Origin of the sequence: Amycolatopsis pretoriensis (assembly GCF_900107925.1) — a bacterium.
GTDB lineage: Bacteria > Actinomycetota > Actinomycetes > Mycobacteriales > Pseudonocardiaceae > Amycolatopsis > Amycolatopsis pretoriensis.
This window is the reverse complement of record NZ_FNUJ01000004.1, coordinates 485,769-509,105: the sequence shown is the minus strand read 5'-3', so window position 1 is coordinate 509,105 and position 23,337 is coordinate 485,769. Positions and strand designations below refer to the sequence as shown.

25 protein-coding genes are annotated in these 23,337 nt (G+C 70.5%); 6 read left to right on the top strand and 19 right to left on the bottom strand.

Features of this window, described 5'->3' with window-relative positions:
• Nucleotides 1–85 precede the first annotated feature (85 nt).
• Nucleotides 86–982 carry an EamA family transporter gene (locus BLV96_RS19985; protein ID WP_086671659.1) on the top strand — a complete coding sequence of 299 codons (897 nt, stop codon included), beginning with the start codon at nt 86–88 and terminating at the stop codon, nt 980–982.
• Here BLV96_RS19985 and BLV96_RS19980 read toward each other — a convergent pair.
• The 3 genes from BLV96_RS19980 to BLV96_RS19970 form a co-directional block, all read right to left on the bottom strand.
• On the bottom strand, nt 979–1,623 hold the full coding sequence (locus BLV96_RS19980) for a DedA family protein (RefSeq protein WP_086671657.1): 645 nt from the start codon (nt 1,621–1,623) through the stop codon (nt 979–981). The genes BLV96_RS19985 and BLV96_RS19980 overlap by 4 nt on opposite strands.
• Nucleotides 1,624–1,882: 259 nt before the next feature.
• A complete protein-coding gene (locus BLV96_RS19975) occupies nt 1,883–3,058 on the bottom strand; it encodes an RNA polymerase sigma factor (protein ID WP_086671656.1) in 1,176 nt (391 codons plus the stop codon).
• Entirely contained in the window at nt 3,055–3,414 is a 360-nt protein-coding gene (locus BLV96_RS19970; RefSeq protein WP_086671654.1) for a YciI family protein, read from the bottom strand. Before BLV96_RS19970 ends, BLV96_RS19975 begins: the two co-directional genes overlap by 4 nt.
• A gap of 81 nt (nt 3,415–3,495) precedes the next feature.
• On the opposite strand from BLV96_RS19970, the gene BLV96_RS19965 reads away from it, so the two are divergent.
• Nucleotides 3,496–3,918, top strand: a complete 423-nt coding sequence (locus tag BLV96_RS19965) for a YybH family protein (RefSeq protein WP_086671652.1) — start codon at nt 3,496–3,498, stop codon at nt 3,916–3,918.
• A 52-nt stretch (nt 3,919–3,970) separates the two neighbouring features.
• Here the strand turns inward: BLV96_RS19965 and BLV96_RS19960 are convergent, their stop codons facing one another.
• The 11 genes from BLV96_RS19960 to BLV96_RS19905 form a co-directional block, all read right to left on the bottom strand.
• On the bottom strand, nt 3,971–5,083 hold the full coding sequence (locus BLV96_RS19960; protein WP_086671650.1) for an ABC transporter ATP-binding protein: 1,113 nt from the start codon (nt 5,081–5,083) through the stop codon (nt 3,971–3,973).
• Nucleotides 5,080–6,075: an ABC transporter ATP-binding protein gene (locus BLV96_RS19955; protein WP_086671648.1), complete on the bottom strand. Its 996-nt coding sequence runs from the start codon at nt 6,073–6,075 to the stop codon at nt 5,080–5,082. Before BLV96_RS19955 ends, BLV96_RS19960 begins: the two co-directional genes overlap by 4 nt.
• A gap of 6 nt (nt 6,076–6,081) precedes the next feature.
• Nucleotides 6,082–7,011 (bottom strand): ABC transporter permease, encoded by a 930-nt coding sequence (locus BLV96_RS19950; RefSeq protein ID WP_086671646.1) that lies wholly within the window; start codon nt 7,009–7,011, stop codon nt 6,082–6,084.
• Nucleotides 7,008–8,009, bottom strand: a complete 1,002-nt coding sequence (locus tag BLV96_RS19945) for an ABC transporter permease (protein ID WP_086671644.1) — start codon at nt 8,007–8,009, stop codon at nt 7,008–7,010. The genes BLV96_RS19950 and BLV96_RS19945 overlap by 4 nt, the downstream gene beginning before the upstream one ends.
• An 84-nt stretch (nt 8,010–8,093) precedes the next feature.
• On the bottom strand, nt 8,094–9,773 hold the full coding sequence (locus tag BLV96_RS19940; RefSeq protein WP_244180337.1) for an ABC transporter substrate-binding protein: 1,680 nt from the start codon (nt 9,771–9,773) through the stop codon (nt 8,094–8,096).
• 329 nt (nt 9,774–10,102) lie between these two features.
• The gene (locus tag BLV96_RS19930) at nt 10,103–10,639 is read right to left on the bottom strand and encodes a uridine kinase family protein (protein ID WP_086671641.1); all 537 of its coding nucleotides are present in this window, start codon (nt 10,637–10,639) and stop codon (nt 10,103–10,105) included.
• A gap of 4 nt (nt 10,640–10,643) precedes the next feature.
• Nucleotides 10,644–11,078 (bottom strand): DUF2304 domain-containing protein, encoded by a 435-nt coding sequence (locus BLV96_RS19925; RefSeq protein WP_086671639.1) that lies wholly within the window; start codon nt 11,076–11,078, stop codon nt 10,644–10,646.
• A 13-nt stretch (nt 11,079–11,091) separates the two neighbouring features.
• Nucleotides 11,092–11,793: a glycosyltransferase family 2 protein gene (locus BLV96_RS19920; RefSeq protein ID WP_086671672.1), complete on the bottom strand. Its 702-nt coding sequence runs from the start codon at nt 11,791–11,793 to the stop codon at nt 11,092–11,094.
• A gap of 59 nt (nt 11,794–11,852) precedes the next feature.
• Nucleotides 11,853–13,832 carry a DUF6541 family protein gene (locus tag BLV96_RS19915; protein ID WP_086671635.1) on the bottom strand — a complete coding sequence of 660 codons (1,980 nt, stop codon included), beginning with the start codon at nt 13,830–13,832 and terminating at the stop codon, nt 11,853–11,855.
• A gap of 61 nt (nt 13,833–13,893) precedes the next feature.
• Nucleotides 13,894–15,198: a polysaccharide biosynthesis protein gene (locus BLV96_RS19910; RefSeq protein WP_244180335.1), complete on the bottom strand. Its 1,305-nt coding sequence runs from the start codon at nt 15,196–15,198 to the stop codon at nt 13,894–13,896.
• An 8-nt stretch (nt 15,199–15,206) separates the two neighbouring features.
• Nucleotides 15,207–16,229: a glycosyltransferase family 2 protein gene (locus tag BLV96_RS19905; RefSeq protein WP_086671631.1), complete on the bottom strand. Its 1,023-nt coding sequence runs from the start codon at nt 16,227–16,229 to the stop codon at nt 15,207–15,209.
• An 84-nt stretch (nt 16,230–16,313) separates the two neighbouring features.
• On the opposite strand from BLV96_RS19905, the gene BLV96_RS19900 reads away from it, so the two are divergent.
• Both BLV96_RS19900 and BLV96_RS19895 read left to right on the top strand, forming a co-directional pair.
• A complete protein-coding gene (locus BLV96_RS19900) occupies nt 16,314–17,411 on the top strand; it encodes a UDP-N-acetylglucosamine 2-epimerase (protein ID WP_086671629.1) in 1,098 nt (365 codons plus the stop codon).
• Nucleotides 17,412–17,467: 56 nt separating this feature from the next.
• Entirely contained in the window at nt 17,468–18,025 is a 558-nt protein-coding gene (locus BLV96_RS19895) for a glucosaminidase domain-containing protein (protein WP_086671627.1), read from the top strand.
• Here the strand turns inward: BLV96_RS19895 and BLV96_RS19890 are convergent.
• The 3 genes from BLV96_RS19890 to BLV96_RS19880 are packed head-to-tail and all read right to left on the bottom strand — an operon-like array spanning nt 17,982 to nt 19,448.
• Nucleotides 17,982–18,497, bottom strand: coding sequence for a hypothetical protein (locus tag BLV96_RS19890; RefSeq protein ID WP_086671626.1), 516 nt, complete (start codon nt 18,495–18,497; stop codon nt 17,982–17,984). The two genes, BLV96_RS19895 and BLV96_RS19890, sit on opposite strands and share 44 nt — an antisense overlap.
• Complete coding sequence (recR, locus tag BLV96_RS19885; protein ID WP_086671624.1) at nt 18,487–19,083, bottom strand: recombination mediator RecR; 597 nt, start codon at nt 19,081–19,083, stop codon at nt 18,487–18,489. Before recR ends, BLV96_RS19890 begins: the two co-directional genes overlap by 11 nt.
• A 5-nt stretch (nt 19,084–19,088) precedes the next feature.
• Nucleotides 19,089–19,448: a YbaB/EbfC family nucleoid-associated protein gene (locus BLV96_RS19880; RefSeq protein WP_086671623.1), complete on the bottom strand. Its 360-nt coding sequence runs from the start codon at nt 19,446–19,448 to the stop codon at nt 19,089–19,091.
• A gap of 78 nt (nt 19,449–19,526) precedes the next feature.
• On the opposite strand from BLV96_RS19880, the gene BLV96_RS19875 reads away from it, so the two are divergent.
• The gene (locus BLV96_RS19875; RefSeq protein ID WP_244180333.1) at nt 19,527–20,378 is read left to right on the top strand and encodes an N-acetylmuramoyl-L-alanine amidase; all 852 of its coding nucleotides are present in this window, start codon (nt 19,527–19,529) and stop codon (nt 20,376–20,378) included.
• Here BLV96_RS19875 and BLV96_RS19870 read toward each other — a convergent pair.
• Complete coding sequence (locus BLV96_RS19870) at nt 20,363–20,716, bottom strand: winged helix-turn-helix transcriptional regulator (RefSeq protein WP_086671621.1); 354 nt, start codon at nt 20,714–20,716, stop codon at nt 20,363–20,365. The two genes, BLV96_RS19875 and BLV96_RS19870, sit on opposite strands and share 16 nt — an antisense overlap.
• Nucleotides 20,717–20,765: 49 nt before the next feature.
• Between BLV96_RS19870 and BLV96_RS19865 the strand changes: the two genes are divergently transcribed.
• The gene (locus tag BLV96_RS19865) at nt 20,766–21,194 is read left to right on the top strand and encodes a TIGR03618 family F420-dependent PPOX class oxidoreductase (protein ID WP_086671618.1); all 429 of its coding nucleotides are present in this window, start codon (nt 20,766–20,768) and stop codon (nt 21,192–21,194) included.
• Here BLV96_RS19865 and BLV96_RS19860 read toward each other — a convergent pair.
• Nucleotides 21,191–23,329, bottom strand: a complete 2,139-nt coding sequence (locus BLV96_RS19860) for a DNA polymerase III subunit gamma and tau (protein ID WP_091389357.1) — start codon at nt 23,327–23,329, stop codon at nt 21,191–21,193. The genes BLV96_RS19865 and BLV96_RS19860 overlap by 4 nt on opposite strands.
• Nucleotides 23,330–23,337: the final 8 nt, after the last annotated feature.

The window sequence follows — 23,337 nt, the reverse complement described above, 5'->3', positions numbered from 1 at the left end:
GAGGTCATTTTCGTGAAGCTCCGCTACAAGGTTCGTGCAGATAATCTCGCTGGTCCTTCACTGTCGGCCTTGCGACAGTGGAGACATGCCCACCCGTGACCGCCTGCTCGCCGTGCTCGTCGCCGTCCTCTGGGGACTGAACTTCCTCGCCATCCACGCGACGCTCGGCCAGTTCCCGCCGGTGTTCGCGGGCGCGCTGCGGTTCGCCGTCATCGCCGTGCCGACGATCCTGTTCGTGCCGTGGCCGAAGGTGAAGGTGCGGCACCTGCTCGGCTACGGCCTGGGCTTCGGCACCGGGCAGTTCGCGTTCCTGTTCATCGCGATGGACACCGGGATGCCGACCGGGCTCGCGTCGCTGGTGCTGCAGGCGTCGGCGCCGTTCACGGTGCTGCTCGGCGCGGTCTTCCTGCGCGAACGCGTCACGCCGCACCAGCTGGCCGGCATCGCGCTGGCCGTCGCCGGGATGGTGGCGATCGCGTGGCAGCAGTCCGGGCACGCGGCCCTGCTACCGATGGTCCTGACGCTGCTGGGCGCGCTGAGCTGGGCGTTCGGCAACCTGAGCACGCGCAAGGCCGAGCCGGACAACCCGCTGCACTTCACGCTGTGGATGTCGGTGGTGCCGCCGTTGCCGATGTTCGCGTTGTCGCTGGTCATGGAGGGCCCGGCCGCGCAGTGGCACTCGCTGGCCACGCTGGGGACACCGACCGGGCTGACCGCGCTGGGTGGCCTGACCTACGTGGTGCTGATCGGGACGGTCGTCGGATCGGGTGTGTGGACGACGCTGATGCGCCGCAACCCGGCCGGCGTGGTGTCGCCGTTCTCGCTGCTGGTGCCGGTGGTCGGGCTGACGGCGTCGTTCCTGTTCCTCGGCGAGCGGCCGACCTGGCTCGAGGTCGGCGCCGCCGTGGTCGTGATCGCCGGGGTGCTGCTGGGGTCGCTCCGGCCGGTGCGCAAGCGGTCGCCGGAGCTGGTGACGGTCTAGGCCGCGTTCTCTTCCTGCTTCGGCGCTTCTTCGCTGTCGTGCTTCTTGCCGAGCCGCTTCTTCATGATGAAGAAGACGACGATGCCGATCACGATCGCGGCGACGAGGCCGTACTTGGAGAAGTTCCCGAGCCACTCTTCGGCGACGACACCGAGGTAGTAGACGGCGGCGGTGGTGCCCCCGGCCCAGACGATGCCCCCGGCGGCGTTGGCGAGCAGGAACTTCGGGTAGTGCATCCGGAGTGAACCGGCGAGCGGCCCGGCGAGGATGCGCAGGAACGCGATGAAGCGGCCGAGGAAGACGGCCCAGACACCGCGTTTGTTGAAGATCCGTTCGGCGTTGGCGATGTGCGTCGGGCCGAAATGCTTCGGGAATTTCCGGCCCGCCCACGCGAACAGCCGTTGCCCGCCGGTCTTTCCGATCAGATAGCCGATGCTGTCCCCGATGATGGCGCCGGCGCTGGCGAGAACACCGATCCACAGGGGGTTCAGGCTGCTGTGCTGCGACGCCAGGAGGGCGGCGCTGACCAGCACGATCTCGCCGGGCAGCGGAATGCCGAGGCTTTCGATCATGATCACCGCGCCGACGATCAGGTACACCGAAAGCGGCGGGATCGCCTCCAGCCATTGGTCGATGTGCACTGCCCGTACCCCCTGCTGTCGCGGAATCTGCTTTTCGCAGGGTACCGGGGGCGGGGTGCCGGAGGCGGCCTACTCAGGTATTGCCAGGGGTACTACTTCAGTCGGGGTCACCCGGTTGGGGTGGCAGTTGTCCACAGGGTTCACCCCCATGTGGACAACTTGGGGACGGCGGGGGTGAACGGCGGTTTCGGTCGGTGGACGCCGGTAGGCTGGACTTGGGCACGGCCCCCAGGGATGGGCGGGGTTCTGCTGCTGCCGGTCAGGGCTTCAGCTTCGCCGCCCGCATCTGCAGATACCCCTGCTCCGGCAAACTCAACGTCCGCCGAGCGGCCGCCAGATACGCCTCCCGGGCCCCGGCGAAGTCCCCCACCTCCTCCAGCAAGTGCGCCCGCACGGCATCCACCCGATAGTGGTCCTTCAACTCCACGCCCGCCAGCTCCACCAACCCCGCCTCGGCCCCATGGACCTGCGCGAACGCCACCACCCGGTTCAACGTCACCATCGGCCCCGGAGCCACCACCCGCAGCAGGTCGTACAGCGTCAAGATCTGCGCCCAGTCCGTCGACTCCGCCGAACCGGCCTCCGCGTGGACCGCCGCGATCGCCGCCTGGAGCTGGTACGGGCCGATCGGTGCGGAAGCCAACGCCTCAGTGATCAAGGCGACCCCCTCCGCGATGAAATCGGACCGCCACAGCGAACGGTCCTGCGAAGCCAACGGCACCAGCGCCCCCGCCGCGGACATCCGGGCCGGGCGGCGGGCCTCCGTCAGCAGCATCAGCGCCAGCAAGCCCGTGACCTCGCCGTCGGCCGGCAACTCCGCCCGCAACCCGCGGACCAGCCGGATCGCCTCGGAAGTCAGCTCGACACGGCTGACCGACCCGCCCGAACTGGCCGTGTGGCCCTCCGTGAAGATCAAGTACAGCACCTGCAGCACCGCCGCCAGCCGCTCGGGATCCGCGTCCCCGGAGAAGCGCTCGGCGCGAAGCGCACGCTTCGCCCGGCTGATCCGCTGGCCGATCGTCGCCTCGGGGACCAGGAACGCGCGGGCGATCTCCGCCGTCGTCAAGCCGCCCACCGCGCGCAGGGTCAACGCCACCTGCGACGGCCGGGACAGCGACGGGTGGCAGCACAGCAGCAGCAACGTCAGCGTGTCGTCGACCGCGACCGGCGAGGGGTCCGGAGGCTCCGCCGAAAAGACCGCCTCCTCGCGACGCTGCCGGGCCGAATCGCTGCGCAGCTGCTCGATGCGCCGGCGGGACGCCGTCGTGATCAGCCACCCCTTCGGGTGCTCCGGGATGCCCTCGGACGGCCACTGCCGCAACGCCGCCAGCAACGCCTCCTGGACGGCGTCCTCGCACGCCTCGAAGTCGCCGTAGCGGCGGACCAGCGCCGCCAGGACCTGGGGCGCCAGCGTCCGCAGCAGCTCCGGGTTCACAGCTCCGGCCCGTGCAGCCCCATCACCGGCCGCACCTCCACCACCCCGAACGCCGCCTCCGGGACGCGCGCGGCGATCTCCAGCGCCCGCTCGCGATCCGCGCAGTCGAGCAGGTAGAAGCCGGCGAGGAACTCCTTGGCCTCGGCGAACGGCCCGTCGGTCGTCGTGCCGGCGCTGATCCTCGTCGCCAGCTCGGGGTAGGCCAGCCGCTCGGAGACGATCCGCTCGCCGGACTCGTCGAGGTCGTCGTTGAGCTGCTGGTAGTACGCGAGCCCGGCGGCGCGCTGCTCCTCGCTCATCCCCTCCCACGCCTGGCGCGACTCGGGGTTGCCGTAGATCAGCACCACGTATTTCACGATCGCCTCCGCAAGAGTGTCGAAATCCGTACGGCGGCGCCTACGTCTCCTCCGAACGCCCACCGCACACAGGAGGATGGCATGACCGAGCAGCGGATTCGCGAACTGATGACGGCCCGGGCGACGGCGATGACCGCCCGCGACGCCAAGGCACTGGCCGAGCAGTACGCACCGGACGCCGTGGCGTTCACCCTCGCCCCGCCGCTGGTGCACCACGGCGAAGACGTCGAAGCCCGCGAAGCGTGGTTCGGCGGCTTCGACGGCCCGATCGAGTACGAGACCCGTGACCTTGAAATCGCCGTCGGCGGGGACATCGCGTACTGCCACGCGCTCACGCGGCTGTCGACGACGCCGAAGGGGATGCCGCAGCCGTTCGAGCTGTGGTTCCGCTCGACCGTCTGCTTCCGCCAGGAGGACGGCGAGTGGCGGATCACCCACGTCCACGACTCGACGCCGTTCCACATGGACGGCACGATGAGCGCCGCGCTCGACCTCAAGCCGTGAAAAAGGGGCCGGCCGGGGCGAAACCCCCGGCCGGCCCCCTCGGAACGAGAACTCAGAGGATCTCGGCGGCCGTGCCGACGTCCGGCGGGCCCAGGTCGGGGTTCAGCGCCCCGCTGAGCTCCACCAGTTCCGGCTCGACCTCGTGCGGCTGGATGCGCCCGTCGCGGATGTCCTCCGCGTAGTGGCACGCCACCCGGTGCCCGCCGCCGATCTCGCGCAGCTGCGGGCGGTCGGTGTCGCACAGGCTCGCCTGCTTCCACGGGCAGCGCGTGTGGAAGCGGCAGCCCGACGGCGGGTTCGCCGGCGAGGGCAGGTCACCGGCGAGCAGGATCTGCTCGCGGGTGTCCTCGACCTGCGGGTCCGGCACCGGGATGGCCGACAGCAGCGCCCGCGTGTACGGGTGCAGCGGGTCCCGGTACAGCGAGTCTGCGTCGGTCTCCTCGACCAGCGCACCCAGGTACATCACGCCGATGCGGTCGGAGATGTGCCGCACCACCGCGAGGTCGTGCGCGATCACCACGTACGTCAGGCCGAGCTGGGCCTGCAGGTCTTCTAGGAGGTTCACCACCTGGGCCTGCACCGAAACGTCCAGTGCGGACACCGGCTCGTCGGCGACGATCAGGTCCGGCTCCACCGCCAGCGCCCGCGCGATGCCGATGCGCTGGCGCTGCCCGCCCGAGAACTCGTGCGGGTACTTGCGCAGCGACGTCTCCGGGAGCCCGACCGCGGCCAGCAGCTGACGCAGCCGCCGCTGGGTGGCTTCCTTGTCCTTGTCGAGGCCGTGCGCGTGCATGCCCTCGAGCAGGATGGACTCGACCGACTGGCGCGGGTCCAAACTGGACATCGGGTCCTGGAAGATCATCTGCATCCGGCGCCGGGCCTTCCGCAGCTCCTCTCCCTTGAGCTGCGCGACATCGGTGCCGTCGAACTTCACCGAACCCGAGGTCGGCTCGTTGAGCCGCAGGATCGCCCGGCCCAAAGTGGACTTGCCGCAGCCCGATTCGCCCACCAGGCCGTAGGTTTCGCCGCGGCGGATGGCCAGGTCGACGCCGTCGACCGCGTACACGTGCCCGACCGTCCGGTCGAACACGACGCCGCGCTTGATCGGGAAGTGCACCTTGAGGTCGTCGACCTCGAGCAGCACGTCACCAGCAGGACGGGTCATCGGGTTCCTCCTCCCGCGGCGACCGCGGGCCGCACGGGGTTGTGGCAGCGCAGCAGCCCGCCGTGGTCGGGCACCAGCTGCGGCTGGACCTCGCGGCAGGCCTGGACCGCGTTGGGGCAGCGCGGCGCGAACGCGCACCCGTGGTCCCACGGGATGTTGTCGGCCACCGAGCCCCGGATGGGGATCAGCTTCTCGCCGCGGCCCGCGTCCAAACGCGGGATCGAGGCGAGCAGGCCGTGCGTGTACGGGTGCCGCGGCTCGGCGAACAGCTGGTGCCGCTGCGCGCGCTCGACGATCTTGCCGCCGTAGAGCACGTTGACCTCGTCGCAGAGCCCGGCGACGACGCCGAGGTCGTGCGTGATCATGATCAGCGCGGTGCCGGTGTCCTGCACCAGTTCCCGCAGCAGCGCCAGGATCTGCGCCTGGATGGTGACGTCCAGCGCGGTGGTCGGCTCGTCGGCGATGAGCAGCCGCGGCCGGCACGCCAGCGCGATCGCGATCAGCGCGCGCTGCCGCATCCCGCCGGAAAGCTGGTGCGGGTACTCGGAAAGCCGCCGCGACGGGTCGGGGATGCCGACCTTGTCGAGCAGGTCCACCGCTTCGACGGACGCCGCCTTGCGCGACATCCCGCGGTGGCGCTCCAGGACCTCGGTGATCTGCAGCCCGATCGGGATGACCGGGTTCAGCGAGGACAGCGGGTCCTGGAACACCATGCCGAGGTCGCGGCCGCGGCGGTCGCTCATTTCCTTGTTGGACAGCTTGAGCAGATCCGTGCCTTCGAAGCGCACTGAACCGCTGACCTTGTTGCCGCGCTTGGCGAGCAGCCGCATGATCGCCAGCGACGTCACGGACTTGCCGCAGCCGGACTCGCCGACCAGGCCGACCGTCTGGCCCGGCTCGACGTCGAAGCTGACGTTGTCCACCGCGGTGAACGACTGCTCGCCACGGCGGACGAACTGGACCGTGAGATCACGGACCTCAAGGAGTGCCATGGGGGTTCACCGCCTGTTCTTCGGGTCGAGGGCTTCGCGGAGGGACTCGCCGAGCAGCGTGAACCCGAGTGCGACGACGATGATCGCGATCGCGGGGTAGTACGCCAGCTCGGGCCGGACGTCGAGGAACTGCCGGGCACCCTTGCTCAGCATGATGCCCCACTCCGCCCGGTTCGGGTCCGGGTCGCCCAGCCCGAGGAACGACAGCGCCGCGGCTTCCAGGATGGCGGTCGCCAGGGTCAGCGTCGCCTGCACGATGACCGGGCCGAGCGAGTTCGGCAGCATGTGCCGGAACACGATCGCGCCGCGCTTCACACCCAGCGACGTCGCCGCGAGGACGTGGTCGCTGCCCCGCTGCACCAGCATCGAGCCGCGCAGCAGCCGCGCGAAGATCGGCACCCCGATCAGCGAGACGGCGAGGATCACCGTCCACTGGCTGGGCTTGGCGAACAGCGCCGCGACCGAGATCGCCAGCAGCAGCGACGGCACCGACAGCATGACGTCGACCAGTCGCATGAGGACGGTGTCGACCCAGCCGCCGAACGCGCCGGCGAGACCGCCGATGATGACGCCGAGGAGCACGCCGATCACGGTGGCCAGCACGCCGACCAGCAGCGTGTTCTGCGCACCGACGATCAGCCGCGACAGCTCGTCGCGGCCGAAGTCGTCCACGCCGAGCGGGAAACCCGGCTGGGCGCCGGGGATGATCCCCTGGCCGAGGGCGACCTTGTCCTGCAGGTACCGCTCGAACGGGTCCTTGGGCGCGATCAGCGGCGCGAACACCGCCAGCAGCACGAACAGGCCGGTGATCGCGGCGCCGGTGATGGCGACCGGGCTGCGCAGCATGCGCCGCAGGGCTTCGCCGCCGAGGCTGTGCCCGCTCGCCGCGGCGAGCTTGTCGATCGGCTCTTTCTTCTTGCTCAGCAGAGTGTTCATCGCACACGCACCCTCGGGTCGATGATCCCGTACGAGACGTCGACCAGCATGTTCACCAGCACGTACACCAGAGCCCCGAACAGCAGCAGCGCCTGGAGCCGGGGGTAGTCACGCCGTTCGATGCCTTCGGCCAGCAGGAACCCGAGGCCGCGGAAGTTGAACACGCGCTCGGTCAGCACGGCGCCGCCGAGCAGCGCGCCGGTCTGCAGGCCGATCGTGGTGACCACCGGGAGCAGGCCGTTGCGCAGCACGTGCCGGCGGCGGACCACCGGCTGCGTGAGGCCCTTCGAGTTGGCCGTGCGGATGAAGTCCTCGTTGAGCACTTCCAGCACCGACGCGCGGGTGATCCGGGTGATCACCGCGAGCGGGATGGTCGCGAGGGCGAACGCCGGGAGGATCAGGTGCTTGATCGCGTCCCAGACGGCGTCCCACTCGCTGGTCATGATGCCGTCGAGGACGGCGAAGTTCGTGATGGCGGTGGCGTCGAGCCCGGCGGTCTGCCGGCCCTGCGACGGCAGGCCCAGGGGGCCGGCGAGCAGGTCCTGCATCATGTAGCCGAGGAAGAAGACGGGGACCGCGACACCGATCAGCGTCAGCACGATGATGACGTTGTCAGCGGTACCACCGCGGTAGCGGGCCGAGAGGTAGCCCGCCGGGATGCCGATGAGCACCGCGACGATCATCGCGGAGACGCCCAGCTCGATGGTGGCGGGCAGGAACGTGCCGATCTCCGACATCACCGGCTGGGTGGAGACCAGCGAGGCGCCGAAGTCACCGGTGATCGCGCGGCCGAGGAACTTGAAGTACTGGATGACGACCGGCTGGTCGAGCCCCAGCACGTGGTTGAGGTTGGCGATCTTCTCCGGCGTGGCCTTGTCACCGAGGAGGGCGGCCGCGGGCCCTCCGGGCAGCGAGCGGAGCCAGGCGAAGACCAGGATGGACAGGATTAGGAGCGTCGGTATCGCTTGTAGCAGCCGGCGCACGAGAAAACGGAGCACTTGCAGTCCTTTGGGGCGAGCCCGCTGAGTACGGGCATGGGGTGGGCGCGGTAGCACCCACCCCATGCCTCACGTGGTGGAACGTCAGTTCACAGTCACGGTGTTGAACCGCTCGTCGGTCAGCGGACTGGCCACCAGACCCTTGACCTTCGGGCCGACCACGATGGCGGGCGGGCCGTAGGAGATCGGGATCGCGGGCAGGTAGTCCATGATCTGCTTGTTCACGTCCTGGTACGCCTTGGCGTGCGCGTCGCCGGCGGGCGAAGCGTCCGCGGCGGCCAGCGCCTGGAACAGCTGCGGGTTGTCGAACCCGAACTCCGGCTTCTTGCGGCCGAAGAAGGTGCCGACGAAGTTGCCCGCGTCGTTGTAGTCACCGGTCCAGCCGAGCAGGTGCAGGTCCTGCTTGCCGAACTTCTGGACGTCGTCCTTGTAGCCACCGTTCCACGGCTTGGCGACGGCCTCGACCTTGATGCCGATGGCCTTCAGGTCCTCGGAGATCGACGTGAAGACGTCCGCCGGGTTCGGCATGTACGGACGCGTGACCTCGGTCGGGTAGTAGAACTTCAGCGTCAGGTTCGTCGCGCCCGCCTGCTGCAGCAGATCCTTGGCCTTCTGCTGGTCGTACGGGTACTTGGTGACGTCGTCGGTGTAGCCGGAGATCGTCTTGGGGACGAACTCGGTGGCGACCTCGGAGCCCTCGGGCAGCTTGCTCTTGACGAACTGCTCGCGGTTGATGCCGTAGGCCAGCGCCTGGCGGACGCGGACGTCCTTCAGCTTCTCCCCGGCCGGGCCGGACTGGTTGATGCCCAGGTACAGCACGTTGAATGGCGGCCGCACGAGCACCTGCTCGCCGTCCCCGCGCAGCAGGTTGTAGTCGGCGGGCGCCGGGTAGTCGTAACCCTGGATGTCGCCGGCCTTGAGGGCCTGCTTGCGGGCGTTCTCGTCCGGGATGACCTTGAAGATCAGCTTGTCGAGCTTCGCCGTCTGCGTCGGGCTGGTGTCGTTCTTGAGCAGGGTGATCTCACCCTTGCCCTGGTCCCAGCTGTCGAACTTGAACGGCGCGGTGCCGACCGGGTGCTTGTTCGCGTACTCGCTGTAGGTGAACGAGTCGCCGCTCTGGGTGACCTGGTCCGCGTTGTACTGCTTCAGCGCGGTCGGGCTCTGCATCGCGAACGACGGCAGGGTGAACGCCGCCGGGAACGCGCCCTTGGCCTTGTTCAGGTTGACGACCGCGGTGCCCGGGTCCTTCGCCTCGCAGCTCTTGTAGACCGGGTCGCTGTAGTCGTCGCTCTCGTTCTTCGCGAAGCCGCCGAAGACGTCGGCGTAGTAGATCATCTGGCTCTGGGCGGCGGCGCCCTTCATGTTGTACCAGCGGTCGAAGTTGTAGCAGACCGCGGTGGCGTCGAACGGGGTGCCGTCGGAGAACTTCACGCCTTGCTTCAGGCTGAAGGTCCACGTCTTGCCGTCGTTGCTCGGCTCCCACTTCTCGGCGAGGGAAGGCTCGAGGTCGGCGGTGCCCGGCTTGTTCTGGATCAGCGTGTCGAAGATCTGCCGCGTGATCCGGAAGGTCTCGCCCTCGTCGTTGAAGATCGGGTCGAACAACTTCGGGTTACCGGCCGCACCGAAGATCATCGTGCCCCCGGAACCACCCCCCGCGCCCTCTTCACGCTTGGATTCCGCACAAGCGGACAGCGAAACCGCGAGCGCGCCGGCGAGCCCGATCAGGGCCACGCGGCGTGTTCGGGTCAGCCGCAATTGCTGCATCTGGCACCCCTTGGGAGATGTTCGGGTTTCAAAGTCACCGTCCGGTCGGTCAGGAACTCGACGGACGATCGGTGTGCCCCGCGACACTAGCGGGAACTCGGCCCAGGCTTAAGTACGTGAGGTTACGATCGCGCTACGTGGGCACCGATTTGACCGCAATGTGTCCGTAAATCGTGACAAACTGTGACCGTTTGCGGCCCGCAACTGCACCCGGTGCCGGATCACTAACTCAGATGGCGGTACCAACGTTAGCCCGGTCGTGGTGGCGCAACCGTTGCACCTTGATCGATCCGGAGTCCAGTGTTCACGCACGGTGACCGAACGACCTCCTACGAAAGTCGGGTCCCGGCGGCCTCGGCGGTGCCGTCGACGGCGAACCAGCCCCGCTCGAAGCGTTGCCAGCGGCGCAGTTCCGCCTGCGCGGCCGCGCCGTCGCGCTCGACGGCCCGGGCCAGCCGCTCGGCTTCCGGGCCGCCGGAAAGCCAGCAGAGGTGCGAAAGCAGGGGTCTTGCCGAAGTGCGGCCGCTGGAAACGCCCTCCAGCACCAGGACGTCCGGCACCGGCACCCGGACGAGCTCGCCCGGCCGGGGCGTCCCGCTCGTCCAGTCCAGCCGCCGGTAAGCGCCTTCGACGCCGCCGGAGAGGGGCCGCAGGACGCCGGCCACCAGCCGCGGCCACCACGAAACCGGATCGTCCCAGGTCGCGAAGGCATCGGTGCTCACCAGCTCGGTGCGGCAGCCGCGCCGGCGGAGTTCGGCGACGACCTGGGCGGCCAGTGTCGACTTCCCCGCACCCGACGGGCCGTCGATGGCCAGCAGGCGCACCCCGCCCAGCCGCGCGGGCGCGGCGAGCAGGGCGTCGATCACGCGGTCACTTGCTGACGCGCTCGACCTCGGGAAGCCCTTTGACGTCGTCGGGCGCGGTCGTGCGCGCCTCCAGTTCGCTGATCCGGCCCGCCAGCTCGCGCTTGGCGTCCTCGAGCTCGCAGCGCAGCAGCGCGATCTCCTCGACCGACGTGCGCACCTCCTCCTCCAGGTGCCCGACCTCGGTCGAGAGGTGCAGCGACACCAGGGCCAGCACGACGCCGGCGAGGAGGAAGACGAAGTTCGACGGCGTCTGCACGCCGGTGTGCTTGGCGAGGAATTCGGCCGCCTGCGGCAGCACCGCGAGGACGACCACGCCGACCGCGACGACGAGCCACACGCCCGCGTACTTCTCGCGCAGCTTCCGCCGCCGCATCATCTCGATGACGACGAAGAGCACGACGCCGGCGACGACGATGCTGAGGATGCGCCAACCGTCCATGTTCTGCTTCCCCTTACGCCGAGTCGGACGAGTCGACCGCCGGGCGGCGGCGCACCAGCGCCAGCAGCAGCGCGAGCCCGGCCCGGCCCAGGTAGACGGCGGATTTGACGGGTGAGTGGCTGGGCGTGCCGCCCGCGCGCTCCCGCATGACGACCGGGATCTCCTTGATGACCAGCTTGGCCCGGATGGCCATCACCAGGGATTCCACGGTGTCGCCCAGGTACTCCGCCGGGTAGTAGCCGGCGAACAGCCGGATCGCGCGCGGCCCCATCGCCTTGAACCCCGACGTGACGTCGGTGAGCTTGGTCTTGCCGAGCCGCGAGAACACGAGCGAGAGCGCGACCATCGCGTACTTGCGCGGCCCGCTCGCCTTGTAGGAGCCCTTGCCGGCGAACCGGGAGCCGATCACGATGTCGGCGTCGTCGAGCCCGCGCAGCAGCGCGTCGAGCTCGTCGGGGTCGTGCTGGCCGTCCGCGTCCACCTGCACGACGACGTCGTACCCGCGGGCGGCGGCGTAGCGGAAGCCGGTGCGCATCGCGCCACCGACACCCAGGTTGACCGCGAGGCGGGCCACTTCGGCCCCGGCCGCGCGGGCGAGCTTGGCGGTGTCGTCGACCGAGCCGTCGTCGACGACCAGCAGGTCGCCACCCGGCAGGGCGCGTTTCACCTGGTCGATGACCGAAGCGACGCTCGCGGACTCGTTCAGCGCGGGCATCACGATGAGCACGCGGCGGCTGGTCACGGAGGTGCTGGACACGCGATCACTCTAGCCTTTCACTGCCCGTTACCGGCCCCGGACCCTGGAGCGGCCCCAGCTGCGACGACCCCCTGCTGGCCCTCGATCTCGTACACGGTCGCGCCGGGGTTGCGGAACACGACCTTGAAGCCGGGGGTGGTGTCGAGGTGCATCAGGCCGGGCCCGCTGTTCGTCCCCGACGTGACCTTGCCCTTGCCGACGAAGACGTACCGGACCTTGAGGTCGGTGAGCAGTTCCCGCACGTGCGGGAACCGGTCGATGTCGTCGAGGTAGACGCTGAGGTAGCCGGCTGGGGTGTCCATTTCGGCGCCGTAGAACGTCCACTCGACCGGCTGGACGCCGTCGAGGGCGTACATCCAGACCGAGCCGTCGGCCTTGCCGTTCATCACGCGCTCGCCCGGCCCGACGTGCCCGGCGAGCCAGTCGAACGCGGCGCGCTCGTCGTTGCTGACCGTCGGGCCGCCGCTGTAGTTGATCTGCAGGCGGGCGGTGTTGCGGCCGATGTAGCCGCCGCGGCTCAACCCGCCGATGACGACGACCAGCAGCACGACGCCGACCGCGGTCAGCGTCGTCGGGGAGACGTTCGGCAGCCGGCCGCCCGCCTTGCGCGCGATCCAGCGGGCGGCGGTGTCGGTGAACTCGCCGAACGCGACCGCGCCGGCCAGCGGGACCAGCGCGCCGATCCGCCAGTGGTCGTTGTAGAAGATGCCGGTGAGGGTGTGGATGAGCGGCGTCTCGAGCGACACCGTGGCTGCGAACAGCCCGCCGAACACGACGTAGGCGGCGACCATCCACAGCATCCGGCGGTGCTTCACCAGCAGGAAGATGCCGATCAGGGCCGGTACGCCGATCCACCACTGCGGGAACGCGGCCATCGGCGAGAAGGTGAGGGTTTCGCCGAGACCGCCGGAGACGGTGGCCTCCGAAGCCCAGAACGCGCTCGTCACGCCACCCGCGTTGTACAGCGAAGGCAACGCCAGCGGCAGCCCGCAGACGACGGCGAGCGCGACGGTGGCCCCGAGCGAGGCCGCCGACCGGCGCCAGTCGATCCGCTCGAACTTGAAGAGCACGGCGAGCAGGATCAGCAGGAAGTACACGACAACGACGAACGCGACGCTGGTGTGCAGGCCGATCAGGCCCGCGACGCCGACGCCGATCGCGACCGGGCCGGAGATCCCGCGCGGCTCCAGCAGCCGGCGCGCGAGCGCGAGCATCGCCGGGATCAGCGCGACACCGGCGACGTACGGCCAGAGCGGGCCGCGCCACAGCGAGTCGTACGGGAAGTTGGTGAAGGACGCCGACACCGCGGCGGCCGCGGCGACCGCCAGCGCGGGCATCCGCCAGACGTGGCCCATCGCCGCGACACCGATCGGCACGCACAGGATGACGGTGAGCGCGCCCATGTTCAGCGTCGGCATCATCGCCAGGCCGGCCTTGTCGAAGACCAGCGCGAGCAGGGCGTGGTAGGTGTCCGGGTAGAAGTAGTTCGTCTGGTCCGGCAGGTTCGCGATGGTGCCGACGGTCGAGGGCCGGGCGTCGCCGTGCTCGGCGATCCAGCGGACCAGGTTGGCGTGGAACGGCGCGTCCCAGCCCTGCTGGACCTGGTTGAGGCCGCGGGCCCCGCGCAGGAACGTGACGATCCCGACGAGGCTGCCGGCCCCGACGCCGGCGCCGATCAGCAGGTGCTCGCGCAGCGAGCGGGCGGGCGCGGCCGCCTCGGCCTCCCGCTCGGCCCAGTCCGGGTGGCGGCGCGCGGTGAAGCGCTGCACTCCGAAGGCGAGCCCGAAGCCGATGATCGACAGCACGAGCGTCCACAGCGCGACGTCGAGCGTGGTCCAGCGGATGCCGAGCCCGCCGAGCACCGGGACGCCCAGGCTGACGATGCCGAACGTCAGGATCGGCGCGGCCGCGGCGAGCAGCCAGCCGCGCAGCCGGATCGCGGCCCCGAAGACGAGGCCCGGCAGCCAGAAGGCGAGCACGACCAGAAGTACGTTCATGGTTTTCCGCTGTCCAACCTCACCGGCGTTTCACGCCGATCCTGTCCCGGTTCCGGCCGGGTCACCCTACTGGGACGTCCGAGGCGGGCCGCACGTTGCCCGGCCGCCGCAGGACGAACATCAACACGACCACCAGGCCCAGCGTGGGGCCCCCGGCCAGCCCGGCGACCGCCTTGAGGATCGGGTCGCCCGGCACGAGCAGCAGCGTCGCGGCAGTGGCGACCGCGACCACGGCCCAGGTGACCAGCACCTTGTTCGCTTCCTTGCGCGCCACGAGCACGGCGGTCATCAGCTGCAGCGCCGTGAGCAGCACCGCGCCCCACACCATCCACGCCACCCACCAGCCCTGGGCGACGAAGTCCTTGTCGTAGAGCAACGAGACCAGCCACGGCCCGATCAGCCAGCCGACCAGGGCGCCGACCACGCCGACCACGATCGTGCCGAGCGCGCCGACGGCGAGCAGCTTCCGCAGCCGGTGCCGCCCCTCTTCGGTGCCCGAAAGCCGGACGACCGTCGGCACGGCGAGCGCCTGGAGCGGCGACAGCAGCAGCAGCGGCACCCGGGACACGGTGAGCGTCGCGAACAGGACGCCGACGTCCCGCGCGGACCCGCCCGGCGCGAGCAGGCTGACCATCGCCGGGTAGCCGGTGATGACGCTCGCGGTGAGCGCGGCGCCGGCCATCAGGACGAGGATCCGGCCGGTCACCGGGGCCCAGCCCTCGCCGTCGGCGTGCGGGTCGACCAGCCGGCTGATCGGCCGGACGAACAGCAGCCAGGCGAACGAGCCGGTGGCGGCCGCGATCGCGAACGACGTCACGCCGGTGAGCCCGGCGGCGACGATCCCCAGCAGCACGACCACCCGGACCACCGCTTCGGCGACGACCAGGCCCGAGTACGGCTTGATCCGCTGCTGCCCGACGAGCAAGCCACGCGCGGCGAACTGGCAGGCGAACGAGATCGCCCCGCACAGCACGATGACACCCAGCGCGGTGTTCCCGCCGTAGAGCCGGTCCGACAGCACCGGCACGGCCATCGTCAGCGCCGCGACCACGGCGACGGCCACCGCGCCGACGGTCAGGGCGCGCAACGCGGGCTTGCCGGCCTTGCCGCCGTCGAGCGCGGCGACCGCGGACTGGCGGGACAGCTCCTGCTCGAGCGGCGACAGCGCGCTGCCGAGGCCCATCAGGATGCCCCAGAACGAGAGGTAGACCTTACTGTCCACCGGGCCGAGCCAGCGCGTCGCGACCACGGTCAGCACGTAACCCAGCGCGATCGCGACGAGCAGCGAGACGCCGATCTTCCCGGCCGAGCGCCCGGTTTCCTTCGCCAGGCTGCGCCCGTCCGTCTCGTCTGGCTCGTGGGTCACCGGTGAGCTCATCGTCCCCGCCGCCGGCGGGCGCGCAGCGCCATGACGAGGCCGCGGACGGCACCGGCGCCGAACCCGGCCCCGAACACCGGGGCGAGCTTGGCGACGGCCTTGGCCTCCGCGTTCGTCGCGCCGAAGCGCGTCACGGCGGCCCCGGCCGCGGCCGAACCGGCGGCCGCGAGCAGCACGGCCGTCTTCGGGCGCTTGACCGCGACACCGAGGCCGAGCAGGCCGACGCCGAACGCGGCGAACAGGCCGTTGCGGGCCGGTCCGGGCGAACCGAGGTAGGAGTCCACGAAGGTCGTCCCGCGGAAGTAGGCCTGCGCGGCGAACTTCTTGAAGCTGTCGCGCCCGTGGTAGGTCGCGGAGAACTCCGGCGCGAGGAAGATGCGGTGGCGCTCGGCGATCCAGCGCAGGACACCGGTGTCGTCACTGGCGAAGCGGACGTCGTCGAACAACGAGACGAAAGCGTCCGAAGCGGCTTCGAGAACGCCGCGCGGCGCGGAAAAGAATCCGGTGCCCTTCGGGAAGAGGTCGAACTCCTCGATGCCGAAGGACATCAGGCGCGGGTCGGCGCAGTAGCGGCGCCACGGAATCTTCACCAGCCCGGCCATGAAACCGGCGTACGGGTTGTTTTCGGAGGCGACGTTGACGTGCCCGTTCCACACCGTGCGCTCGGGGTGGTCGACGAGCTGGTCGCGCAGGAAGGTCAGGGCGCCGTCGTCCACCACGACCCGGCTGTCGAGCAGCAGGATCTGGTTCCCGCCGGCCTTGGCGATGCCCGCCCGCCGGGCCTCGAAGCGACCCGAATTGGCCTGGCTGACGACGGTGATGCCGTGGCGTTCGCGCAGCTCGTCGAGCCGCGCCGGGGTGGCGTCGGTGCTGCCGTCGTCGACGACGACGACCTCGATCGGCCAGTTCGCCGTCTCGGCCGAGGCGAGCAGCGCGCCGACACTGCGTTCGATCCAGTCCTGCTCGTTGTAGACCGGGATCACGACGCTGAGCGAGGGGAGGAGCGGGTTCGCACTCACCGGGCCGAGGCTACCCGGCGGCCCCCGCGGGAGGTCGGCCAGTATCCTTACGCCACCGCACCCGACCAGAAATGGGCTTTCACGGTGATTTCCTTCATTCTCGGCACCACCGCGGAACTGATCAAGATCGCGCCCGTCTACCACGGGATCCGCGAGCGCGGGATGCGGCCGAAGATCTGGTTCACCGCGCAGCACGTCGACGAGGTCGCGGACGTCCTCGCGGACCTGGACATGCCGGCGCCGGACGTCTGGCTGGTGCCGGAGGAGAAGGCCCACAACCTCGAGTCGCCGGCGCAGGTGCCGGGCTGGGCCGCGCAGGTCATGCGCACCGCCTGGAGCCGCCGCCACGAGCTGCGCGCCGCGCTGACCGAGGACGGCCGTCCCCCGCTGGTGCTGGTGCACGGCGACACGTTCACCACGCCGTACGGCTCGCTGATCGGGAAGCGCATCCTCAAGTCCCGCGTCGGCCACGTCGAGGCGGGCGCGCGGTCGGGCAGCATCCTGTCGCCGCTGCCCGAGGAGCTCAACCGCAAGATCGCGGCGAAGATCGTCGACATCCACTTCGCGCCGAGCGCGCGTGAGGTGAACAACCTCCGCAACGCCCGCGGCGTGGTCGTCGACACCGAGGCGAACACGGCGATCGACGCGATGCGCCTGGCCATCAACGGGCCGCTGGACGTGCCGAACCTGCCGGAGAAGTTCGGCCTCGCCACGCTGCACCGCTTCGAGCTGGTCTCGCGCCCGGACAAGTACCGCGAGGTGCTGGAGATCCTGCGCGAGCAGAGCCGCAAGATGCCGATCCTGTACATGGCCGGCGCGCCGGAGCGCGAGAAGATCCGCGCGCTGGGCATCGGGAACATCTTCGACGACCAGTTCATCGTCCAGCCGAAGATGCGTTACCTGAAGTTCCTCCCGCTGGTCGCGCGCGCCGAGTACGTCGTCACCGACTCGGGTGGTCTTTCGGCGGAGTGCTACTACCTCGGGCTGCCGTGTGCGGTGCACCGCGAGCGCACGGAGACGCCGCAGCACCTCGGCGAGACGGTCGTGCTCACGGAAATGCGCGGCGACAAGCTGCAGAACTTCCTCGACACGTACCAGAACCGGCGCGGCGAGTCCTGGATGGACAAGTACCACCCGTCCGAGATCGTCGTGGACACGCTGGCGCAGCTCGGCTACTGCTGAGGCCACTTTGGAGTGACTTCCGGTTTCGCCGGGGGTGAGCCGGGCAGAGTGTCGCCATGATCCACATCGGACTGGCGGCGCTGCTGGCGGTGGTCCCGCCGCCCATCGACCAGGCGTCGGTGCGTGACGCGGCGCTTTCGTCGGGCTTCCAGGAAGCGTACGTCGGTTCGGCGGGCCCGATCGCGCGCGCGATCCACGCGGCGTACGACATCCCGGCGTCGGTGACGGTGGCGCAGTCGATCCTGGAGTCGAACTGGGGCCGCAGCAAACTGTCGGTGAACGAGCTCAACTACTTCGGCTTCAAGTGCGTGACGCCGACGAGCCCGGGCCCGATCGCGTTGCGGTGCGCTTCCTACCCGACGACGGAGTGCATTCCGGCGCCTTGTCATCCGGTGGATGCGTTTTTCCGCTCGTACGCGTCGATTTCCGACTCTTTCCGCGACTACGGCCGGCTGTTGACGACGTCGTCGAACTACGCGGCGGCGTTGCCGGTGCGGGACGATCCCGACGCGTTCGTCCGGGCGGTGGCGCGGAAGTACGCCACCGACCCGGAGTACGCGAACAAGGTGATCAGGTTGATGGACCTGTACGACCTGCGCCGCTTCGACCGGTGAGCTGTTCGACCTCCCGGTCGTGGAAGCGGCCGGTCAGCTCCGCCAGCTTCTCGAAGAACTCGACACCGCCCATGGCGAGGGCCGCGAGCAGGTCCTCCTCGCCGGCGACGTTGCTCAGGCTCGTGTCTTCGCTGTACGCCAGCGTGAGCCGCGCCAGACCGCCGGGGATCGCCTCGAGCCGAAGCTCGCCCGGCTGGTCGGGCAGGTCCGTGGTGGCCTTGCCCGCCTCGCGGTAGCCGGCCACGAGGCCGGCGATGTGCGACCACATCATCTTCACCTCGGTGTCGAGCGTGGTCCGGCCGATGACGGCGGGCTCACCGAACGGCAGCTCGATCGAGCCTTCCACGAGGCCGGACTTCGCGGTCCCGGGCAGCTCGGTGCAGTCGAGGATGTCGACGTACCGCCCCTTCCGCCCCCGCCCGATCAGCAGGAGCGTCCGGATCCGCGGAACCGGCCGCCCGTCAAAGGGCACGGCGGCCCGAAAGCGCGCGACCCAGGGTCAGCTCGTCCGCGAACTCCAAGTCACCGCCCATCGGCAGGCCCGACGCCAGCCGCGTCACGCTCAGCCCCGGGAAGTCCCTCAGCATGCGGACCAGGTACGTCGCCGTCGCCTCGCCCTCCGTGTTGGGGTCCGTGGCGATGATGATCTCCTTGATGTCCGCCTCGCCGATGCGCTTGAGCAGCTCGCGCATCCGCAGCTGCTCCGGCCCGATGCCCGACAGCGGGTCGAGCGCGCCGCCCAGGACGTGGTAGCGGCCCTTGAACTCGCGCGTCCGCTCGACCGCCAGGACGTCCTTCGGCTCCTCGACCACGCAGATGACCGTGAGGTCGCGGCGCTCGTCGCGGCAGATGCGGCACTTCTGCTGCTCGGAGACGTTGCCGCACACCTCGCAGAACTGCACGCCCTCCTTGACCTTGCCGAGCACGTCCTGCAGCCGCGCGATGTCGGCCGGGTCGGTGGCCAGCAGGTGGAACGCGATCCGCTGGGCGCTCTTCGGCCCGACCCCGGGCAGCCGCCCGAGCTCGTCGATCAGGTCCTGGACGACACCTTCGTACAAGTTCGTCAGCCGCCGAAGCCGAGGCTGCCGAGGTCCGGCATGCCGCCACCGCCGCCGAGGCCGCCGGCCAGCGGGCCGAGCTTCTGCTCGGTGAGCTTCTGCGCGCTCGCCGACGCGTCGCGCACCGCCGCGACGACCAGGTCGGCCAGCGTCTCGACGTCGTCCGGGTCGACCACCTTCGGGTCGATCTTGAGGCTCTTCAGCTGGCTGTCACCGGAGACGGTCGCGGTGACCAGCCCGCCGCCGGCGGTGCCGGTGACCTCGGTGTTGGCGAGCTCTTCCTGGGCCTCGACGAGCTTCTGCTGCATCTGCTGCGCCTGCTGCATGAGCTGGGAAATGTCGAAGCCGCCGCCGGGTTGCGCCATGATTCGCTCGGTCCTCTCTGCACGCCTGTGTCAGCCACCAGGGTAGTCGCGCCACGCGGGGTGCCGGGCTGTGGCACCGTGGTCGCCGTGCGACGCGTGATTGTCCCCCTCCTGCTGGCCGGTGCCCTGCCGCTCACCGGCTGCTCCGGCGACGTCCCGGCGGCGCCGGCGCCCGTTCCCGTCACGACGAGGACGGTCACGCCGACGACCGTGACGTCTGCTCCATCTCCTCCGCCTTCTTCTTCGTCGGTGACGCCGCCGTCCGCCCCGCCGATCACGTCCGGGAAGGTCGTCGTGCTGGATCCGGGGCACAACGGCGGGAACGCCTCGCACCCGGCCGAGATCAACCGGAAGGTGCCGGCGGGGCGCGGGCAGACCAAGCCGTGCAACACCACGGGCACCGCGACCAACGCCGGCTACCCCGAGCACGAGTTCACCTGGGACGTCGCCCAGCGGGTCGGAAAGGCGTTGGCGGGCAAGGGAATCCGCGTTGTCTACACGCGACAGAACGACAGCGGGGTCGGCCCCTGCGTCGACCGCCGCGCGGCGATCGGCAACGAGGCCGACGCGGACGCGGTGGTCTCGATCCACGCGGACGGCTCGACCGCGGCGGGCGCGAACGGCTTCCACGTGGCGTACTCGTCACCGCCGTTGAACGCGGCGCAGGGCGAGCCGTCGACCCGGCTGGCCCAGGTGGTCCGGGACACGCTGCGCACGGGCGGCTTCAGCACGTCGAACTACATCGGCGGCAACGGCTTGTCGGCGCGGTCGGACCTCGGCGGGTTGAACTTGTCGACGCGCCCGGCGGTGCTGGTCGAGTGCGGCAACATGCGCAACGCGGCGGAGGCGGCCCGCATGACGAGCGCGGAGGGGCGCCAGCAGTACGCGTCCGCGATCGCGGCGGCGATCGAGGCCTACCTGGCTTCCTGAGCCGCGACGACGGCGTCACCGTTGACGGTCGCCCACTTCGTGAGGACGCCGATGGGTTCGACGAGGGTCTGCCCGAGGCCGGTCAGCCGGTACTCGACCCGCGGCGGCGCCTCTGCGTACGCGCGGCGGTCGACGAGGCCGTAGCCCTGGAGCTTGCGCAGGGTCTGGGTGAGGACCTTGCGGGAGATGCCGCCGATGAGGTCGACGAGCTCGCCGTGCCGCCGCGGCCCGCGGCTGAGCGCGAACACGACGACGACCGCCCACTTGTCGGCGATGATCTCGATCGCCAGCCGGGCGGGGCAGTCGGCGAGGAAGACGTCACCGGAGAAGTCACCCACGGGAACCAAGGTACCCAGCGGTACCTATCGGATTTCTAGTCTCGAAGACATGGAACTTCCCGAAAGCACTCACCGCCTGTTCGAGCGGCCGTTCAACGCCGTGCTGACGACGATCAACCCCGACGGCTCGCCGCAGACCTCGATGGTCTGGGCCAGCCGCGACGGCGACGAGATCGTGATGGGCATGGAAGGGCGGCGGCCCAAGGTGCGCAACATCCGGCGCGATCCGCGGGTGACCGTGCTGATCGAAGACCACGACGGGCACGACGAGCGTGGGCTGCCGCAGTACCTGCTGGTTCGCGGCACCGCCCGGATCGTCGGCCCGGACATCGCCGAGGAGTTCACGGCCTTGATGGACCGGCAGGCCCAGCGGTACCTCGGTGTTCCGAAGTACCTGCTGGGCAACCAGGGCTCGCCGACCGCGGTGATCGTGCGGGTCACCGCCGACCGGGTGACGGGCATCGGCCCCTGGGCCTAGTCCAGGGGGCGGGCGCCGAGGTGGTCGGAGATGAGCTTGCGGGCGAGCTCGTCCGGGTCCTGCTCCGGCGGCGGTGGGGGCGGCGGCGGGGCGGGGCTGGCGTCCTCGTTGTAGAGGTCGTCGTCGTCCTCGTCGGCGGGTTCCGGGGGCAGCGGGATGTCCGGCTCGGCGGTGGTGACCTTCGGCCGCGACGGCGCGGCGGGCGCCGGAGCGGGCGCGGGCCGCGTGGGGGCCGCGGCGGGCGCCGGGGCGGCCGCGGACTGCCGGGTGAACGACCGTTCCGGCGCGGGCGCGGCCTGCTGGGCACGCGCGGCGGGCGCGGCGGGGGCGTTGCCGTGGACGCAGCGGACCTGCCAGTCGCCGCCGAGGACGTCCGACAGCGCGCCGGCGATCTTGCGGGCGTTGTCCTGGTCGGACAGGCGGCGGGCCAGCGGTTCGGACTTGTGGGTGAGGGTGAGGGAGTTGCCCTCGACGCTCGCGACGGTGGCCTGGGTGAGCATCGCCTCGAGGCTCCGGCCGCCGGTGAACTTGCGCAGGGCGGTCATGAGCTCCGGCCAGACGTTCCGGATCCCGGCGGCATCGAGCGCACCGGACGCCGCGGGGGCGCTGGGCTCGGCCGGGGCCGGGGCCGGGGCCGGGGTGCTCGGGACCGGCTTGGAGGCGGGAGCCGCAACGGGTTGGGCCGGAGCGTCGGCGTTCGCAGCTGCCGGCGCGGGAGTACCGCCACCCGGGGTGCGCGGCGTTCCCCAGCCGCTGTCCGCGGAACGGGTCGCCGGCGCGCTGGTAGCCGTGGCAACAGCCGCCGGGGCAGGCTCAGGGGCCACCGCGGGAGCGGGTCGCGTGGCGGGTTCCGGAGCCGCCACCGGGGCCGGCCCAGCCGATGCCGCCCGTTGGGAAGGCCGGGAAAACTCCCTCTCCGGCGCCGCCCGCATCGGGGGCTCCACGCCACCCTCCGCGGGCGCCCCACCGCCGCCGGCCACCGTCGCGCGGCGTTCCAGCCGCTCGATGCGGGCCAGCAGCGCCTTCTCCGCGTCCGTCACCGACGGCAGCAGCATCCGCGCGCACAACAGCTCGAGCACCAGCCGCGGCGAAGTCGCGCCGCGCATCTCCAGCAGTCCATTGTGGACTATGTCCGCGTACCGGGACAGCGTCGCCAGGCCGATGCGCTCCGCCTGCGCCACCATCCGGGACAACTCTTCCTCCGGCGCGGACACCAGCCCGCCCGCGGAGTCCGGCACCGCGCGCAGCAGCACCAGGTCACGCAGGCGATCCAGCAGGTCCGTCGCGAAGCGGCGCGGGTCGTGGCCCGCCTCCGCGAGCTTCTCCACCGTCGAGAACACCGTCGCGGCGTCCTCCGTCGACAGCGCGTCGACCATGTCGTCGATCAGCGCTACGTCCGTGACGCCCAGCAGCGCCACCGCGCGCGAGTACGAAACGCCGTCCGGGCCCGCGCCCGCCAGCAGCTGGTCCAGCACCGACTGCGTGTCGCGCGCCGAGCCGCCGCCCGCGCGGATGACCAGCGGGAACACCGCCTGCTCGACCTGGACGCCCTCGGCCGCGACGTTGCTCTCCAGCAGCGTGCGCATCGAGCTCGGTGGGATCAGCCGGAACGGGTAGTGGTGCGTCCGCGACCGGATGGTCGTGAGCACCTTCTCCGGTTCGGTCGTCGCGAAGATGAAGATGACGTGCTCGGGCGGCTCTTCCACGATCTTCAGCAGGGCGTTGAAGCCCTGCGTGGTGACCATGTGCGCCTCGTCGATGATGAACACCCGGTACCGCGACTCGGCCGGCGCGTAGAACGCCTTGTCCCGCAGCTCACGGGCGTCGTCGACGCCACCGTGGCTCGCCGCGTCCAGCTCCGTGACGTCGACGCTGCCCGAGCCCTCCGGCGCGAGCGCCTTGCACGAGTTGCACTCGCCGCACGGGTCCGGCGTCGGCCCCTTCACGCAGTTCAGCGAGCGCGCCATGATGCGCGCGCTCGACGTCTTCCCGCAGCCGCGTGGACCGGAGAAGAGGTAGGCGTGGTTGATCCGCCCGGCGGACAGCGCCGTGCGGAGGGGTTCGGTCACATGCTCCTGCCCGACGACCTCGGCGAAGGTTGCCGGACGGTACTTGCGGTACAGCGCGAGAGCCACCTCGCGAG

What these genes read in the sequence shown, in the direction of transcription:
- BLV96_RS19985 (WP_086671659.1), top strand. Translation starts at nt 86, where the DNA reads ATGCCCACCCGTGACCGCCTGCTCGCCGTGCTCGTCGCCGTCCTCTGG.
- BLV96_RS19965 (WP_086671652.1), top strand. Translation starts at nt 3,496, where the DNA reads ATGACCGAGCAGCGGATTCGCGAACTGATGACGGCCCGGGCGACGGCG.
- BLV96_RS19960 (WP_086671650.1), bottom strand. Translation starts at nt 5,083, where the DNA reads ATGACCCGTCCTGCTGGTGACGTGCTGCTCGAGGTCGACGACCTCAAG.
- BLV96_RS19955 (WP_086671648.1), bottom strand. Translation starts at nt 6,075, where the DNA reads ATGGCACTCCTTGAGGTCCGTGATCTCACGGTCCAGTTCGTCCGCCGT.
- BLV96_RS19950 (WP_086671646.1), bottom strand. Translation starts at nt 7,011, where the DNA reads ATGAACACTCTGCTGAGCAAGAAGAAAGAGCCGATCGACAAGCTCGCC.
- BLV96_RS19940 (WP_244180337.1), bottom strand. Translation starts at nt 9,773, where the DNA reads ATGCAGCAATTGCGGCTGACCCGAACACGCCGCGTGGCCCTGATCGGG.
- BLV96_RS19925 (WP_086671639.1), bottom strand. Translation starts at nt 11,078, where the DNA reads ATGGACGGTTGGCGCATCCTCAGCATCGTCGTCGCCGGCGTCGTGCTC.
- BLV96_RS19920 (WP_086671672.1), bottom strand. Translation starts at nt 11,793, where the DNA reads ATGCCCGCGCTGAACGAGTCCGCGAGCGTCGCTTCGGTCATCGACCAG.
- BLV96_RS19915 (WP_086671635.1), bottom strand. Translation starts at nt 13,832, where the DNA reads ATGAACGTACTTCTGGTCGTGCTCGCCTTCTGGCTGCCGGGCCTCGTC.
- BLV96_RS19895 (WP_086671627.1), top strand. Translation starts at nt 17,468, where the DNA reads ATGATCCACATCGGACTGGCGGCGCTGCTGGCGGTGGTCCCGCCGCCC.
- BLV96_RS19880 (WP_086671623.1), bottom strand. Translation starts at nt 19,448, where the DNA reads ATGGCGCAACCCGGCGGCGGCTTCGACATTTCCCAGCTCATGCAGCAG.
- BLV96_RS19865 (WP_086671618.1), top strand. Translation starts at nt 20,766, where the DNA reads ATGGAACTTCCCGAAAGCACTCACCGCCTGTTCGAGCGGCCGTTCAAC.